Genomic DNA, 16,041 nt, shown 5'->3' on the forward strand with positions numbered 1-16,041 from the left:
GCCGAAGCCGGGCTCACGGCTGCTGCCGGCGCCGGCGCCCGCCCTCCGGAGCGGCCGGGCGGGCGGTATCGGCCGTCCCGTCGGGTCCGGCGGCCGGCTTGCCGCCGGGCTTGTCGCCCGCGCCCGTGACCGCGCCGGTCGCGCCCGCGGCCTGCGCACCGTCGGTGATCCGGACCTCGGCGCCGTCCTTGAGCCGGTCGGTGCCGTCGACGACGACCCGGTCGCCGGGCTTCAGGCCCGAGACCACGACGGTGTTGGTCCCGTCGGTCTCCCCGGTCTTGACCGGCCGGACCGTGACCTTGTTGTCCCCGTCCATCAGGTAGACGTAGGTGCCGGGCGTGCCCTGCAGCAGGCCGGAATTCGACACCAGGGCGGCACCCCGCACCGTGTCGACGGTGAGCTTGGCGTTGACGAACTGGTTCGGGAACAGCTCCTCGTCGGCATTGTCGAACAAGGCCCGGAGCTTCACCGTGCCGGTGGTCGTGTCGATCTGGTTGTCGACCGTGTCGAGGCTGCCGACCGCGATCTGGTGGGCGTCGCCGCGGTCGTAGGCGCGCACCGCGAGCTTGGCGCCGGCCCGGACCTGGCGCATCACCCGGGCGACGTCGTCCTCCGGCAGGGTGAAGATCACCGAGATCGGATGGAGCTGGGTCACCACCACGATCGCGGTCGAGGCGGCCGAGACGTAATTGCCCTGGTCGACCTGGCGCAGGCCGACCCGCCCGTCCACCGGCGACGTGATGTGGGTGTAGGCGATGTTGAGCTTCTGCTGGTCCACGAGCGCCTGGTCGGCCGCCACCGTGCCCTCGTTCTGCTTGACCAAGGCGGCCTGCGTGTCGACGTTCTGCTTGGAGATCGAGTCCTGCCGGTTCAGCGTCTGGTAGCGCTGGAGGTCGAGCTTCGAGTTCTGCAGCAGCGCCTGGTCGCGGGCGAGCTGACCCTGGTACTGGGCGAGCAGCGCCTCGTAGGGCCGGGAATCGATCAGGGCGAGCTCGTCGCCGGCCTTGACGGTCTGTCCCTCGCGGAACTTCACGGCCATCAGGTAGCCGCTGATCTGCGACTTCACCGTCACGGTGGCGAGCGGCGTCACCGTGCCGAGGCCCTGGAGCACCACCGGCATGTCGCCGGTCGTCACGGTGGCGATGCCCACCGCCTGCGCCATGTCGCCGCCGCCGTGCCGTCCGCCGCGGCCGCCGGCCCTGTGGGCCGTGGCCGGCTCGGCGCCCTTGTCGGTGCGCGCCTCGTACCAGCGGTGCCCGATCGCCCCGGCTCCGGCCAGCAGGGCCAGGATCACGAGCCACCGGATCGGCCGGAACCGCCGCGTGCGGACGTCGCGCGCCGGCGCCTCGCCCGGCTGGTAGGCGCGCGCCGTGTCGGTGCGGATCGGTGAACTCTCGTTCATGCCTGACTAGAGCACATGCCGGACGCCTGCGCGACCGACGGTACCCTATCCCTCGCTGTGCACGCCCCCATGGCGCATGTCCCGGCCGCCTACGCTTCGGCGGCCCGGACGGTCGCATCGGCCTACGCGGCTATAGGAGCCGGACGGCGTCCGGCCGCTGCGGCATATTCCGTCGCCGGGCGGGTGTTGGATGCCCGGCCAATGCGCCGTCACTAGGGCGGCGAGGTTTCAGCCGTGTTGCTGGGCTCCGCCGCGGACGAATCCGGTGCCGCGTAGGCCTTCAGCACCGCGCGGAACGGCGGGTCCACGGGCGTGACCGGCACGCCGAGGCGGAGGGCGAGGCCCAGGCCGGCGATCAGCACGGCGAGGAGGAGGCAGCGTGTCGTCCGCATGGTCGCATCCGTCGGGCCTGAGACGCTACCAGAGCGACCGGCCCCCGGCATGCGAAAAGGGCCACCGATCCGGGGATCGATGGCCCTTTGACGGGACCGGAGCGGCGTCTCGCTGACGGAGCGAGGGGGCAAAGCCCCGCCGGCGAGAGCGCCGCCCCAGCCGTGAGACGAACCTACGATACGACTGATGAATGTCAACATTCGTCAGTCACGGCGTCCGGCTGTGTCGTCCGGGTCTGTGCGGCCGCGCACATTCCGCACGCCGCCGACCCCATGCTACATGCCGAGGATGTCTCGCTCGTCTGCAGCGCCCGAAGCGGCGTCCCGCCCCGCATGAACCCGGTCTTCGCCGCCCTGCCGACCACGGTGTTCGAGACCATGTCGCGGCTCGCCCGGGCCCATGACGCGGTCAATCTCGGGCAGGGTTTTCCGGACGATCCGGGCCCCGCGGATGTGCGCGAGCGCGGCGCCCGGGCCCTGATCGACGGCTGGAACCAGTACCCGCCGATGATGGGTCTGCCGGCCCTGCGCGAGGCCGTGGCCGCGCATTACGCCCGGCACCAGGGCCTGACCCTCGATCCCGACACCGAGGTGATGGTGACCTCCGGCGCCACCGAGGCGCTGGCCGGCGCCCTGCTGGCGCTGATCGAGCCCGGCGACGAGGTCGTGCTGTTCGCCCCGATGTACGATGCCTACCTGCCCCTGGTGCAGCGGGCCGGCGGCGTGCCGCGGATCGTGTCCCTGCAGCCACCCTTCTTCCGGCTCGACGAGGCGGCGCTCGCCGCCGCGTTCGGCCCACGGACCAGGGCCGTGGTTCTGAACAACCCGCTCAACCCGAGCGCGACCCTGTTCGCGGCGGACGACCTGGCGCTGCTCGCCCGATACTGCACGCGCTTCGACGTCACCGCGATCTGCGACGAGGTCTGGGAGCACGTGGTCTTCGACGGCGCCCGCCACCAGCCGCTGATGGCGCTGCCCGGGATGCGCGAGCGGACGGTCAAGATCGGCTCGGCGGGCAAGATCTTCTCGCTCACCGGCTGGAAGGTCGGGTTCGTGATGGCCGATGCCCGGCTGATGCGCGTGCTCGCCAAGGCGCACCAGTTCCTGACCTTCACCACGCCGCCCAACCTCCAGGATGCGGTGGCCTACGGCCTCGCCAAGCCGGATCCGTGGTTCGACGCCATGCGGACGGGCTACGCCGCCTCCCGCGACCGGCTGGACGCGGGCCTGCGCGATCTCGGCTTCCGGGTCCTGCCGGCGCAGGCCACGTGGTTCCTCAACATCGACATAACGGGGCTCGGCTACGCCGACGACGTGGCCTTCTGCGAGGCTCTGGTCACCCGCCACGGCGTCGCGGCGATCCCGGTCAGCGCCTTCTATCCGGACGGGTCGGTGCGCAGCCTCGTGCGCCTGTGCTTCGCCAAGGCCGACGCCACCCTGGACACCGCCCTGGAGCGGATGCGCGGCCTCGCCGGGGGTGCGGCATGATGGTCGCAGGCCGCCGCCTTGCGAGGATCCGGCCGGGGGGCCACGTCGTTGAGGGTGATGGCTCTCCGACGGATCCCCGCGATGGATTTCACCCAGGCTTCCCGGCAGGCTCCCCGGACCGGTCCCTTCGTGGACGCCGAGGCCTTTCCCGGCGGCAGGAATTCCGCCGGCGCGACGTCCACCCGGCTGCCGCCGTTCCTGTCGGCGAATCTCGACCGCGAGGCGAGCCTCGCCCGTCTGGAGACGCTGGCGCATGTCATGGACACCGCCTTCGTGATCCCGGGGATCAACCGGCGGGTCGGGTTCGACGCGCTGATCGGCCTCGTGCCGGTGATCGGCGACGTGGCCAGCATGGTGATCTCCTCGTTCATCGTCTACGAGGCCAAGCGCCTCGGAGCGCCCCGCTGGCTGGTCGCCCGGATGGGGCTGAACGTCGCCGTCGACGGCCTGCTCGGCGTGGTCCCCCTGGCGGGCGACCTGTTCGATGCCGCCTTCAAGGCCAACCGCCGCAACGTCCACCTGCTCCGGCGCTGGATGGAGCGGACCGGCGGCGTCCGCCCGAACGAGATCGAGGGCACCGCGATCCGCCTCGACACCTGATCGGTCTCCGGACGTCGCGGCCGGACGTGGCCCGTCCCGTTCGCCAAGGGCCGCGGCCATGAACGAGATCGCGCGTCCCGGCGAGAGCGAGGTCGTCCCGGCGCCGATGCCCGGCGCCCAGCCGATCGTCCTGCGGCCCGATGAGGCCGTTCCCGCGCCGGCCCCGGTCTCGGGCGGGCGCGGCTGGCTGTCGCCGCTCAACCGGCGCCGGCTCGACAATTTCCGGCGCAACCGCCTCGGCTACTGGTCGTTCCTGATCTTCGCCGCGCTGTTCGTCCTCAGCCTGTTCGCCGAATTCATCGCCAACGACCGCCCGATCGTCCTGTCCTACAAGGGCGAATGGCTGGTCCCGGTTCTGGTCGACTACCCGGAGGAGAAGTTCGGCGGGTTCCTGGCGGTCACGGATTTCCGCTCGCCCGAGATCCGCAAGGAGATCGCCGAGCACGGCTGGGCGCTTTGGCCGCCGATCCGGTTCTCCTACGACACGATCAACGAGGACCTGCCGACGCCCTCGCCCTCGCCGCCGACCTGGATGCTCTCGGACGCCCAGTGCAAACCGGTGGCGGAGAAGCTCGGCGGCGCGACCTGCGCCGACATTCCCTGGCACTGGCTCGGCACCGACAACACCACCCGGGACGTGCTGGCGCGGGTGATCTACGGCTTCCGCATCTCGGTTCTGTTCGGGCTGATCCTGGCCGCGGTCTCGTCCGCGATCGGGGTCGTGGCCGGCGCCGTGCAGGGCTATTTCGGCGGCTGGGTGGATCTCGCCTTCCAGCGCTTCATCGAGGTCTGGGGCGGCATCCCGACCCTCTACCTGATCATCATCATCTCGGCCTTCATCGCCCCGGGCTTCTTCGTCCTGCTCGGGATCATGCTGCTGTTCTCGTGGGTGGCGCTGGTCAGCGTCGTGCGCGCCGAGTTCCTGCGGGCCCGGAACTTCGAATACGTCCGGGCCGCGCGCGCGCTGGGCCTGTCGAACCTGCGGATCATGACGGTTCACCTGCTGCCCAACGCCATGGTGGCGACCCTGACCTTCCTGCCGTTCATCCTGAACGGCTCGATCACGACGCTGACCTCCCTGGACTTCCTGGGCTTCGGCCTGCCGCCGGGCTCGCCCTCGCTCGGGGAGCTGCTCGCTCAGGGCAAGGACAACCTGACCGCCCCGTGGCTCGGGCTGACCGGATTCCTGGTGATCGCGGTGATGCTGAGCCTCCTGGTCTTTGCCGGCGAAGCAGTGCGCGACGCGTTCGATCCGCGCAAATCCTTCGCCTGAGCCCGAATCAGCCGTCCCCGCTGTGCGGGAACACACAGGCGATTGACGGGTCAGCAAAAATATTTTGCGTCTTCATGGCAAGACCGGTGCAGTGCCGGGAAAGACCCGCCTAGACCGCGCGCGGCCGCCGTTCACCTAGGGCGTAACTGTCTCTCCCGCCAGCGAAAACCCGGCCTCCGGCCTGCAGCAGCATTCGTCGCCCGCGTGAGGACAAAGCGCTGGGCAAGTGCGGTGAAAACGCTGCCAATGCAACTTCAACCTGTAGCCATGGCCGGTCGATGTAGACCTGAACTTTCACACGATCACGGGGAATTGTATGGGTCACCTTGCTTTTTCCAGCCGCTGTTTTAATTCGCAGTAAGAGGCTACCTCAACGAGCGTCCAACCCAGGGAAAGTGAGAATGTCCGAAGAAGCGCCGACATCCCAAGTGCACTATATCGAGCGGACCGTGGACGTCGTCGCGGCCTATGTCGCCAACAACTCCCTGCCCCCCACCGAATTGCCGTCGCTGATCGCGAGCATCCATGAGGCGCTGAATTCGATCGCCTCGGGACCTTCTGCCGCAGCCGAAGACACTGTGGACCGGCCGACCCCGGCCCAGATCCGCAAGTCGATCCGGCCCGATGGCCTGATCAGCTTCATCGACGGCAAGTCGTACAAGACGCTCAAGCGCCACCTGACCAAGCACGGCCTGGATCCGCAGAGCTACCGCGAGCGCTTCGGCCTGCCGGCCGATTACCCGACCACCTCGGCGAATTATTCGGCGCAGCGCTCGGCCCTGGCCAAGAGCCTCGGCCTCGGCCAGCCCGGCCGCGCCCAGCAGGGCGGCAAGGAGCTGGATGTCGAGACCGACGCGGAGCCGACGCCCGCCCCGGCCCGCCGCGGCCGCAAGATCGAATCCGCCCCCGCCGCCAAGGGGCGCGCCAGCCGCAAGTCGGTCGAGGCCGCCTGAGGGCTCTCGCAGACCCTCCCCGGCCCCGTCATGGGCCGGGGCACGATTTCGCGGTCTCGGATTGAGGCAATCGCGTCGCGGGTGACACAGATTGCGGCGCGATCGCCGGACGGATACAGGCTCTCGGCCGGAAACGGTCGAGAGCCGTCGTTTTGAACGGGCGCGACGCGGTCTTCAGGACCGGAACGCCGCAACAACCACTGATTTAAACCTCCGATAAGACTCGCGGATTAAGTTCATCCCCGGCAGCGCCCGCGAATGTCGGGTCTGAAGCGCCGGGGGCAGAACTGGTGTCGGCAGCGACCACGTCGGAATATGCTCTGGCGGAGCAGGAATCGCTGCGCCTTCACGCGCTGGGCCGGTTCCAGATCACGGGAACGGCCCCGGAGGAGCGCTTCGACGCGATCGCCCGGCTGGCCGCGCGCCTGTTCCGGACGCCGATCGCCTACGTCTCGCTGATCGACCAGCATTGGCAATGGCTCAAGGCGCAGACCGGCCTCGGTCCGGTCGGCCTCGATCAGGGGCCGACGCCCCGCAGCGCGTCGTTCTGCACCCACACGATCCGGTCGAACGATGTTCTGGTCATCCCGGATACGCAGCGCGACCCGCGCTTCATCGACAATCCTCGGGTCGTTGGGCTGCCCTTCGTCCGCTTCTACGCGGGCGCCCCCCTGATCACCGCCGACGGCTTCCGGCTCGGGGCCCTGTGCGTGGCCGACACGGCGCCGCGCGGGCTCTTCCCGGCCCATGACCGCCAGGCGCTGGCGGATCTCGCCGCGATGGTGGTCGAGCAGATGACCCTGCGGCGCAGCGAATTGGCGCGGCTGTCCATGATGGGCTTCGCCAACGCCACCGAGCTGGCGCTACTGGCGCTCACCCGGGAGGGGCGGATCCGGTTCGCCAACCGGGCGGCCGCGTCCCTGTTCGGCTACGATCTCGACGAGATGCTGGGCGCGCCCTTCGAGCTGATCGTGCCCGAGCGGATGCGCGCGGCCCACAGGGCCGCCCTGGGGCGGATCTTCGAAGGCCATCTCGCGAAAGTCGTCGGCCGCACCCTCGAGGTGATGGTCCGGCGCAAGGACGGCACGGAATGCCCGGTGGAGGTCTCCCTGTCCCTGTGGGACGACGCGCGCGAACCGAATCTCGGCGCCGTCATCCAGGACATCTCCGCGCGGCGTCGGCGCGAGGCCGGTCTGCTCCAGCTCGCCCACCAGGATGACCTGACCGGCCTCACGAATCGGCGTCGGTTCGAGTCCCTGCTGAACGACCTGTATCGCCGCGGTGAGGCCGCCACGGTGCTGCTGGTCGATCTCGACGGGTTCAAGGCGGTCAACGACAGCCTCGGCCATGCGGTCGGCGACGCGCTCCTGCAGGCGATCGCGGTCCGGATCCCGGCGGTTCTGCCGCGCCGGGCCGTGATGGCCCGCCTGGGCGGCGACGAGTTCGTCATCCTACTGCCCGGGACCGGCGATCCCCTGGCGGCGCGCACCTGCGCCAGCGCGATCCTGGCCGCGCTGGCGGATCCGGTCGTGGTCGAGGCCCATGTCCTGCGGGTCGGCGCGAGCATCGGCTTCGCCCTGGCCCCCGATCACGGCCGGAGCGGCGAGGAGCTGATCGGCAGCGCCGATTTCGCGCTCTACCGGGCCAAGCAGGAGGGCGGGGGCGGTGCGCGGATGTTCACCTCCGAGATGCGCCATGCCGCGGTGGCGCTGCGCAGCACCCAGGACGCGTTGCTGCGCGCGCTGCACGGCGACGAGCTGGTGCTGCATTACCAGCCACAGATTTGCCTCGCGACCGGCCGGCTCGTCGGCGCCGAAGCCCTGATCCGCTGGCAGCACCCGGAGCGCGGCCTCCTCCTGCCCGGCGCGTTCCTTCCGGCGATCAAGATGAGCCCGCTGGCGCTCCCGGTCGGGGCCTGGGTGCTGGACGCCGCCTGCCGGCAGATCGCGGCCTGGCGGAACCAGGGGCTGCCGCCCTTCCGGGTCGGGGCGAACCTGTTCTCCGCCCAGTTCAAGGCGGGCAACCTCGTGCGCGAGGTCGCCGACGCGCTCGCCCGCCACCGCGTCGCGCCGGACTGGCTGGAGCTGGAGATCACCGAGCGGGTCGTCCTGCAGAGCGACGACCGCACCCTCGGGACGATCCGGGACCTGCGCGCCCTCGGGGTGCGCATCGCCTTCGACGATTTCGGGACCGGCTACGCCTCGCTGAGCAGCCTCAAGCGCTTCCCGCTGACGACCCTGAAGATCGACCGGACCTTCGTGAGCGACCTGCTCACCCAGGCCAACGACGCGGCGATCACCCGCGCCATCATCCGGATGAGCAATGATCTCGGCCTCGACACCGTGGCCGAGGGCATCGAGACCGAGGGCCAGGAGGTCGTCCTGCGGGCGCTGGGCTGCAAGGTCGGCCAGGGCTACCATTACGGGCGGGCGATGCCGGCCGCCGCCCTGACGGGTCTCCTGGCAGCCCGTCAGGGGGATGCGTGGCTGAGCGTCCCGACCCTGCGCGCGGCCGAGTGAGGGCCGGGATCGCCCGCGGCGGCACACAACGCACACGAAAATCAATTGTCGAATCGCCCGCCGATCCACACGATCGGAACAACAACTCATTAACGGGGCCACTATAGCGCTGTTATCGAGCGTTGTTCGGGCGTGGTCAGGTGGGTTCGAAATCTATCATGCCGTTCGTCGCGTGGGCGGGCCGGCGCATGGGCGGGCGGCACGCGCTCGATCTGCGGGCCTGGGCGGCCCTCGGCCTCGCCCTGGTCATCACCGGCTCGGCCGTCCTGTTCATCGTCCACCTGGAAACCCGCGCGGTCGAGGACAACGAGCGCAGCCTCGGCGGCCTCGCCACGATCCTGGCCGACCAGGCGGACCGGGCCCTGCAGGCGATCGAGCTCGTCCAGGATGCCGTCCTGGCCGAGTTCCGGACCGCGGGGATCCGCAGCGCCGACCAATATGCCGAGGTGGCCTCCCGGCCGGCCATGCACGCGGCCCTGCGGACCTGGATCGCGGCGCTGCCGCAGGCCAACGCCATCACGCTGGTCGATGCGCGCGGACAGCTGCTCAATTTCAGCCGCTACTGGCCGATCCCGACGGTCAACATCGCCGACCGGGACTACTTCAAGGCGCTCTCCTCCGAGCCGAGCCTGCAGCGCTACGTCGGCCGTCCGGTCTCCAACCGGGGCGACGGCGCCATGACGATCTACATCGCCCGGAAGGTCGCGGCCCCGGACGGCACCTTCCTCGGCCTGGTCCTGGGCGCGGTCGAGCTCGGCTATTTCGAGGGCCTGTACGACCGGATCTCGCCGGCGGACGACGCCGTCGTGTCGCTGTTCCGCAACGACGGCATGCTGCTGGTCCGGCACCCGCACTTCCCGGGGACGATCGGCCGGATCTTCTCCCAGGCCGGCGCGACCCTGATCTCCGCAAGCCCCGCCCTCGGCGGCGTCACGCGCACCGTCAGCCCGATCGACGGCCAGGACCGGCTCGTGGCCGCCCGCGCCCTGAAGACTTATCCGCTGATCCTCAGCGTCAGCCGCACCGCCGCGGCCTGCCTGGCGGCCGTGCGCCAGCAGGCGGCCATCGTGGGCGCCGCGACGCTCCTGCTCGATCTCGGCCTGCTCGGGCTGGTCCTGCTCGGCCGCCGGCGGGCCCGCGCACAGGCGCAGCTCGCCCAGTCCGAGGCGGCCCGGGCGGCGGCCGAGGCGCGCGAGCGCGGCGAGCGGGCTCTGCGCGTCCAGGATGCCCGGTTCGGCATCGCCCTCGACAACATGGTCCAGGGCCTGTGCCTGTTCGACCGGGACGCCGCCCTCATCGTCATGAACGCGCGCTTCGCGCGGATGTACGCGGTGCCCGAGGCCCTGCGTCGGCCCGGGACCGCGCTGCCCGCCCTCCTCGCCCATCTGGAAGACCCCGAGCGCGGCCTCGGCCCGGCAGCCGCCGCGGCCCTGGTGGCGGCCTGCGAGCACACCGCCGCGCAGGGCCATCCGGTCTCGCTGACCTGCGATTTCGCCGACGGCCGGGCGGTCAACGTAGTCCACGCGCCGATCCCCGGCGGCGGCTGGCTCTGCACCCACGAGGACGTCACCGAGCGCCGCCGCAGCGAGGCCCGGGTCGCCCATATGGCCCGGCACGACGCGCTCACGGGCCTGCCGAACCGCCTCGTCCTGAAGGAGCGCATGGATGCCGCGCTCGCCCGCTGCGACCCCCGCGCCCCGGCCACGGTGCTGTGCCTCGATCTCGACGGGTTCAAGACCGTCAACGACACCCACGGGCATCCGGTCGGCGACGCGCTGCTCTGCGCGGTGGCGGCCCGGTTCGCCGCGACGGTGGCGGCCGACGACCTCGTGGCCCGGCTCGGCGGCGACGAGTTCGCCATCGTCCTCGGCATGGCCGCCCTGCCGGCGGATGCGGCGCGCCTGGCCCGGAGCCTCGTAGCGGCGCTCGAGGCCCCCATCACGGTGAACGGCCACACGCTCGCGATTGGCACCAGCATCGGCATCGCGAGCGCCGACGACGCCTCAGGCACCGCCGCCACGCTCCTGCGGCAGGGCGACATCGCCCTGTACCAGGCCAAGGCCGCCGGGCGCGGCACCTGGCGCTTCTTCGATCCGGCCATGGATGTCGAGATCCAGCGCCGCCGCCAGCTCGGCACCGACCTGCGGCGCGCTTTGGCCGAAGGCCGGTTCGTGCTGCACTTCCAGCCGATCGTCGGGGCCCACAGCCAGGCCCTGCACGGCTTCGAGGCCCTGCCGCGCTGGCATCACCCCGAGCACGGCGATGTCGGCCTGGCGGAGTTCATCCCGCTGGCCGAGGAGGTCGGGCTGATCAAGCCGCTGGGCGCCTGGATGCTCGCCGCCGCCTGCCGGGCCGCTGCCGCCTGGCCGGACTCGGTGAGGGTCGCGGTCAACCTGTCGCCCCTGCACTTCGCCGGCGAGGGCCTCGACGCGGATGTGCGGGCGGCGCTCGCCGAGAGCGGCCTGCGCCCGGAACGCCTCGAACTCGAGATCACGGAATCGGTCCTGTCGCAGGACAACGCCGCGAACCTGTCGGTCCTGCGGGCGCTGCGCGCTGCGGGCGTGCGGATCGCCATGGACGCGTTCGGGACCGGGTATTCGAGCCTCGGCACCCTGCACCGGTTCCCGTTCGACCGGCTCAAGATCGACCCCGGCTTCGTGCGCGGGCTGGCGCGCGACGGCGGCAGCGTCGAGATCCTGCGGGCCATGGTCTGGCTCGGACGGGCCCTGAAGATCGACGTCCTGGCCGAGGGGGTCGAGACCCCCGAGCAGGCCCGGATCCTGCGCGAGGAAGGCTGCCAGGAGCTGCAGGGCAACCTGTTCGGCCGCCCCGCGCCGGTGGCCGACCTCGCCGCGATCCTCGCCCTCACCTCGGGAAGCCTGCGGGCGCCGGAAGTCGGGCAGAGTCGCGACGGTGTGGCGGCCTGACAAAGAGTCAGAGCGTCATCAGGGCTCTGCCCTGACGACCCGCCAAAGGGCTGAGCCCTTTGGGATCCCCGAATTCAGGCTGCCTTGGCTTCCAGCCGTCCCTCCAGCGGAAAAACCTTGGCGGGGTTGAGCATCCAGTCGGGATCGAACACCGCCTTCACCCGCATCTGCTGCTCCAGGTCGGCCTGGCTGTACTGGAAGCGCATCAGCTCGCGCTTCTCGATGCCGACGCCGTGCTCGCCGGTGAGGCAGCCGCCGACCTCGACGCAGAGCTTGAGGATCTCGTCGCCAGCGGCCTCGGCCTTCTGCAACTCGCCCGGCTTGTTGATGTCGAACAGGATCAGCGGGTGCAGGTTGCCGTCGCCGGCATGGAACACGTTGGCCACCCGCAGGCCGTGCCCGGCGCAGATCGCCCCGATCCGCTCCAGCACCGGCCCGAGCTGGCCGGTCGGGATCGTGCCGTCCATGCAGATGTAGTCGGAGATCCGGCCCGTGGCCCCGAAGGCGGACTTGCGGCCCTTCCAGATCGCCGCGGATTCGGCCTCCGAGCGAGACACGCGCAGGCTGGTTGGTCGAAAATCCTCGGCGATCGCCTCGATGCGCGCCAGCATCGCCTCGCACTCGGCATCCGAGCCCTCGACCTCGATGATCAGCATCGCCTCGGCGTCGCGCGGGTAGCCGGCTTTCGCGAAATCCTCGGTGATCAGGATCGCCTCGCGGTCCATGTACTCGATCGCCACCGGGATGATGCCGGCCGCGATGATCGCGGCGACGCAATCGCCCGCATCCTCGACCTTCGAGAAGCCGACCAGCACCGGCCGGGCGCCCTCGGCCGCCCGCAGGATCCGCACCGTCGCCTCGGTGACGATGCCGAGCTGCCCTTCCGACCCGCAGATCAGGCCCAGGAGATCGTAGCCCGGGCTGTCGAGATGCTGGCCGCCGACCTCCACCACGGTGCCGTCGTTGAGCACCAGGGTGACGCCCAGCAGGTTGTTGGTGGTCACCCCGTATTTCAGGCAATGCGCGCCGCCGGAATTCATCGCGATGTTGCCCGCGATGGTGCAGGCGAGCTGGCTCGACGGGTCGGGGGCGTAGAAGAAGCCCTCATGGGCGACGGCGCCCGAGATCGCCAGGTTGGTGAGCCCGCTCTGCACCCGGGCGGTGCGGTTCTCGAAATCAAGGTCGAGCACCTGGGTCATCTTGCCGACCCCCAGGATGATCGCGTCGCCCTGCGCGATCGCCCCGCCGGCGAGCGAGGTGCCGGCGCCCCGCGGCACCACCCGCACGCCCTGGGCGTGGCAATAGGCCATCACGGCCGCGACCTCCTGGGTGGTCGAGGGCAGGACCACGGCCAGGGGCATCTGCCGGTAGGCGGTGAGGCCGTCCGTCTCGAAGGCCCGGCGCTCGTCCTCGCTGGTCACCAGCGCCTCCGGGGCGACCAGGGGCGCGAGGCCCGCCAGGATCGCCTCCCGCCGGGCGAGGATTTTTGGGTCGGGCTCGGGGAAGCGGATGGTCATGGGGCTCGGGCCCTCTCTTGATCTGGCGTGCCGGGAGCATGGACCCGCCGGGGCCTGCCTTCAACCGCCGGGCGGACAGAGAGGGGCGGCATGTCGTCCCGGCGTCACATTTCAACCATGACGGCTCCCTAGCGTCGCGAGCCTTGCTTCGCATCGCCCCCTTGCAGCCCCTTGGGCGCCGGATCCGCCCGACGGGTCCAGAACGGAACCGATGAACGCTCCCGCCTCCAGCGCCCTGCGCGACGATCTCTACGATTCGGCGTCCACGAACCTCGCCAGCACCCGCGATGTCGGGATCCGCAGCCTGCAACTGGGCATCGCCGCCCTGCAGGAGACCAGCGCGGCGTTCCAGGGCCGGCTCGGCGTAGCCTTCGAGGAGGCGGTCCAGACCATCCTGCAGAGCAAGGGCCGGGTGATTGTCAGCGGCATCGGCAAGAGCGGGCATATCGGCCGCAAGATCGCCGCGACGCTGGCCTCCACGGGCACCCATGCGTTCTTCGTCCACCCCACCGAGGCGAGCCACGGCGATCTCGGCATGATCGCCCGCGACGACGTGATCGTCGCCCTGTCCTGGTCCGGGGAGACCGCGGAGCTGTCCGACCTCGTCGGCTTCAGCCGCCGCTTCTCGATTCCCCTGGTCGCCATCACGCGCAACGGCGCCAGCACGCTCGGCAAGGCCGCCGACGTGCTGCTGGAACTGCCCCGGGTCCGCGAGGCCTGCCCGCACGACCTCGCCCCCACCTCCTCCAGCCTCATCCAGCTGGCGCTCGGCGACGCCCTGGCGGTGGCGCTGCTGGAGCGGCGCGGCTTCACCTCGGCGCGCTTCCACACGCTCCATCCGGGCGGGACGCTCGCGGCCCGGCTGAAGACCGTGCAGCAGGTGATGCACGGGCCGCAGGACATGCCGCTGGTCCACGAGACCGCGCTGATGTCCGAGGTGCTGATCGAGATCGCGGCGCGCCGCTACGGCTGCGTCGGCGTCACCGACGGCGCCGGCCGCCTCGTCGGCATCGTCACGGACGGCGACCTGCGCCGCCACATGGGCCCCGAGATCCTCGACACACCGGTCTCGGCGATCATGACGCGCGACCCGATCACCGTGGAGCCGCACAAGCTCGCCCAGGCGGCCCTCGAACTCATGAACCGCCGGCTGATCACCGCGGTCTTCGCGGTCACGGATGGCCGGCCGGTGGGCATCGTCCACGTCCACGATCTGCTGCGCGCCGGCATCGCCTGAGCGGTCGATGCCCCGCTGATCGCGAGCGAGGATCTTCCCATCCACCCCCCTCATCCTGAGGTGCCCGCGCCAGCGGGCCTCGAAGGGGCCCTCCAGGGATCGCAGCGACTCATGGAAGGCTCCTTCGAGGCCCGACGATCTTCGATCGCCGGGCACCTCAGGATGAGGGGGGTGATGGGAGGCGCGATGGGCGACAGGCCTGCGGCCCGAAACGTCACAGCCGCGCCAGCAGCTCCGCCTTCTTGTCCGAAAACTCCCGCTCGGTGAGCACGCCGCGGGCGTGCAGCTCCGCCAGCCGCTCGATCGTCGCCAGCACGTCACCCGAGGATGACGCCTCCGGCGCGACCGGCTGAGACGGGGCGGCCGGGTCGACCTGCCGGGGGGCGGCCGTCTCCGCCTCGATGCGGCGCAGGCGGTCGAGGGCGACGACACCCCGCGGGCCGGTGAGGTCGAGGCTGCCGTTCGCCTGCGAGACCCCCGAGATGTGGTGCTCGCCGGTATCGTAGAGGGCGATGCCGGCCCCCGAATCGATCGCGAGCCGTCGCGTCTCGGGAAAATAGGCGTAGCGCATCCCGTCCTGCGCGCCGGTGCTCGCGGGGTGCCCGAGGCCGGCCGGCCACCAATCGCCGCCGCCGCGCCGCGATTCGGGCGTGGCGTCCGAGAACCCGCCCGCCGGCAGGGCCGCGGCGAGTTCGGTGCAGAGGGCGTCGACCCGCGCCTTCAGCCCGTCGTCGAACATCCGGCCGACCATCACCATGCCGCCGGAGAACCACTGCCCCATCCCGCCGAGATCGGGATGGTTGAACTGCGCCATCGTGCCGTGCCCGCGCTCCAGGGCCTGGACCAGATGGCGGACCGCATCGAGGCTGACCCCGTGGCGCTCGGCGATGCTCTGCAGGCCCGAGGCGTGCTCGAACCCGCCCTCGTCCAGGAACGGCGCGGGGGCGGCCGTGCCGCCGGGCGGGGCCGAGGCTTTCGGGTCCATGGGCGAACTCCGATCGGCGCGGGGCGGGGGATGCGTCAGCCCCGCCGCGCGATGGCAATATCGACCAAGTCCCGGTCGCACCCCCGGTTCCGGACCGCGTCAGCGGTCGGATTGCGGGAACGGGCCGGCGATGAGGAAATCGGTGATCGGCCGGCGGCCGTTCGGGGCCTCGCGGGGCCGTTGCTCCTCGGTGAGCTCGGCATCCGGGACTTTGCGGCCCACCGCGAAGGCGGCCTCGACCCGGTGGTTCTCCGGCAGGCGCAGCACCTCGGGGGCGCGGACATGGTCGAACCCGGTCATGCCGTGGGCGTGCCAGCCCTGGTGGATCGCCTGGAGCTGGAAGGCCAGCGAGGCGGTGCCGGTGTCGAAGGAGTGGCTGTAGGACGGCTTCAGCTCGTCGCCGACCTTCATCAACCCGTTCGAGACCAGGAACAGGATCGCGCCGGTGCCCGAGACCCATTTCTGGTTGCCGGGCACCAGCAGGCCGAAGAACGTGTCCCAGTTGGCATCCCCCCGCAGGGCGTAGAGGAAGCGCCAGGGCTGCGAATTGTACGCCGAGGGCGACCAGCGCGCCGCCTCGATCATCCGGAGCAGCTCGGATTCGGGCAGCGCCTCGCCCGTGAAGGCGCGGGGCGAGTGCCGCGCCACGAAGATCGGATCGATGGCGTGGTCGGGCTGGCGGGGCGGGGGCAGGCTCACGGGGATCGACTCCGGCACGGTTACGCTTCGGTGGCGCCGACACTGCCCG

The 16,041-nt window shown here is 70.9% G+C and carries 12 protein-coding genes; 7 read left to right on the plus strand and 5 right to left on the minus strand.

Annotated elements, in window-relative coordinates; translation table 11 throughout:
* Nucleotides 1-13 precede the first annotated feature (13 nt).
* Together WYO_RS18620 and WYO_RS18625 are read right to left on the minus strand one after the other, a co-directional pair.
* On the minus strand, nucleotides 14-1,402 hold the full coding sequence (locus WYO_RS18620) for an MdtA/MuxA family multidrug efflux RND transporter periplasmic adaptor subunit (protein ID WP_007565346.1): 1,389 nt from the start codon (nucleotides 1,400-1,402) through the stop codon (nucleotides 14-16).
* A 212-nt stretch (nucleotides 1,403-1,614) separates the two neighbouring features.
* Nucleotides 1,615-1,794, minus strand: coding sequence for a hypothetical protein (locus WYO_RS18625; protein ID WP_007565348.1), 180 nt, complete (start codon nucleotides 1,792-1,794; stop codon nucleotides 1,615-1,617).
* Nucleotides 1,795-2,127: 333 nt separating this feature from the next.
* Here WYO_RS18625 and WYO_RS18630 point away from each other — a divergent pair, with 333 nt between their 5' ends.
* From WYO_RS18630 to WYO_RS18655, 6 genes are all read left to right on the plus strand, one after another.
* Nucleotides 2,128-3,282, plus strand: coding sequence for an aminotransferase (locus WYO_RS18630; protein WP_039903305.1), 1,155 nt, complete (start codon nucleotides 2,128-2,130; stop codon nucleotides 3,280-3,282).
* A gap of 81 nt (nucleotides 3,283-3,363) precedes the next feature.
* Entirely contained in the window at nucleotides 3,364-3,882 is a 519-nt protein-coding gene (locus tag WYO_RS18635; RefSeq protein WP_007565352.1) for a DUF4112 domain-containing protein, read from the plus strand.
* A 58-nt stretch (nucleotides 3,883-3,940) separates the two neighbouring features.
* Entirely contained in the window at nucleotides 3,941-5,155 is a 1,215-nt protein-coding gene (locus tag WYO_RS18640) for an ABC transporter permease (RefSeq protein WP_007565354.1), read from the plus strand.
* Between the two features lie 401 nt (nucleotides 5,156-5,556).
* Nucleotides 5,557-6,108, plus strand: coding sequence for a MucR family transcriptional regulator (locus WYO_RS18645; RefSeq protein ID WP_007565356.1), 552 nt, complete (start codon nucleotides 5,557-5,559; stop codon nucleotides 6,106-6,108).
* 290 nt (nucleotides 6,109-6,398) lie between these two features.
* A complete protein-coding gene (locus tag WYO_RS18650) occupies nucleotides 6,399-8,627 on the plus strand; it encodes an EAL domain-containing protein (RefSeq protein ID WP_007565358.1) in 2,229 nt (742 codons plus the stop codon).
* A 158-nt stretch (nucleotides 8,628-8,785) separates the two neighbouring features.
* On the plus strand, nucleotides 8,786-11,554 hold the full coding sequence (locus WYO_RS18655; protein ID WP_007565360.1) for an EAL domain-containing protein: 2,769 nt from the start codon (nucleotides 8,786-8,788) through the stop codon (nucleotides 11,552-11,554).
* 74 nt (nucleotides 11,555-11,628) lie between these two features.
* On the opposite strand, the gene WYO_RS18660 is transcribed toward WYO_RS18655, so the two are convergent.
* A complete protein-coding gene (locus WYO_RS18660; RefSeq protein ID WP_007565362.1) occupies nucleotides 11,629-13,071 on the minus strand; it encodes an FAD-linked oxidase C-terminal domain-containing protein in 1,443 nt (480 codons plus the stop codon).
* Between the two features lie 211 nt (nucleotides 13,072-13,282).
* Here WYO_RS18660 and WYO_RS18665 point away from each other — a divergent pair, with 211 nt between their 5' ends.
* On the plus strand, nucleotides 13,283-14,308 hold the full coding sequence (locus tag WYO_RS18665; RefSeq protein ID WP_007565364.1) for a KpsF/GutQ family sugar-phosphate isomerase: 1,026 nt from the start codon (nucleotides 13,283-13,285) through the stop codon (nucleotides 14,306-14,308).
* A 214-nt stretch (nucleotides 14,309-14,522) separates the two neighbouring features.
* On the opposite strand, the gene WYO_RS18670 is transcribed toward WYO_RS18665, so the two are convergent.
* Together WYO_RS18670 and WYO_RS18675 are read right to left on the minus strand one after the other, a co-directional pair.
* Entirely contained in the window at nucleotides 14,523-15,293 is a 771-nt protein-coding gene (locus WYO_RS18670) for an SHOCT domain-containing protein (protein ID WP_007565366.1), read from the minus strand.
* Nucleotides 15,294-15,392: 99 nt separating this feature from the next.
* On the minus strand, nucleotides 15,393-15,992 hold the full coding sequence (locus WYO_RS18675) for a nitroreductase family protein (protein WP_007565368.1): 600 nt from the start codon (nucleotides 15,990-15,992) through the stop codon (nucleotides 15,393-15,395).
* Nucleotides 15,993-16,041: the final 49 nt, after the last annotated feature.

Origin of the sequence: Methylobacterium sp. GXF4, from assembly GCF_000272495.1 — a bacterium.
GTDB lineage: Bacteria > Pseudomonadota > Alphaproteobacteria > Rhizobiales > Beijerinckiaceae > Methylobacterium > Methylobacterium brachiatum.

Coding starts and splice junctions, on each gene's coding strand:
- WYO_RS18620 (WP_007565346.1), bottom strand. CDS start 1,402: ATGAACGAGAGTTCACCGATCCGCACCGACACGGCGCGCGCCTACCAG.
- WYO_RS18625 (WP_007565348.1), bottom strand. CDS start 1,794: ATGCGGACGACACGCTGCCTCCTCCTCGCCGTGCTGATCGCCGGCCTG.
- WYO_RS18630 (WP_039903305.1), top strand. CDS start 2,128: ATGAACCCGGTCTTCGCCGCCCTGCCGACCACGGTGTTCGAGACCATG.
- WYO_RS18635 (WP_007565352.1), top strand. CDS start 3,364: ATGGATTTCACCCAGGCTTCCCGGCAGGCTCCCCGGACCGGTCCCTTC.
- WYO_RS18640 (WP_007565354.1), top strand. CDS start 3,941: ATGAACGAGATCGCGCGTCCCGGCGAGAGCGAGGTCGTCCCGGCGCCG.
- WYO_RS18645 (WP_007565356.1), top strand. CDS start 5,557: ATGTCCGAAGAAGCGCCGACATCCCAAGTGCACTATATCGAGCGGACC.
- WYO_RS18655 (WP_007565360.1), top strand. CDS start 8,786: ATGCCGTTCGTCGCGTGGGCGGGCCGGCGCATGGGCGGGCGGCACGCG.
- WYO_RS18660 (WP_007565362.1), bottom strand. CDS start 13,071: ATGACCATCCGCTTCCCCGAGCCCGACCCAAAAATCCTCGCCCGGCGG.
- WYO_RS18665 (WP_007565364.1), top strand. CDS start 13,283: ATGAACGCTCCCGCCTCCAGCGCCCTGCGCGACGATCTCTACGATTCG.
- WYO_RS18670 (WP_007565366.1), bottom strand. CDS start 15,293: ATGGACCCGAAAGCCTCGGCCCCGCCCGGCGGCACGGCCGCCCCCGCG.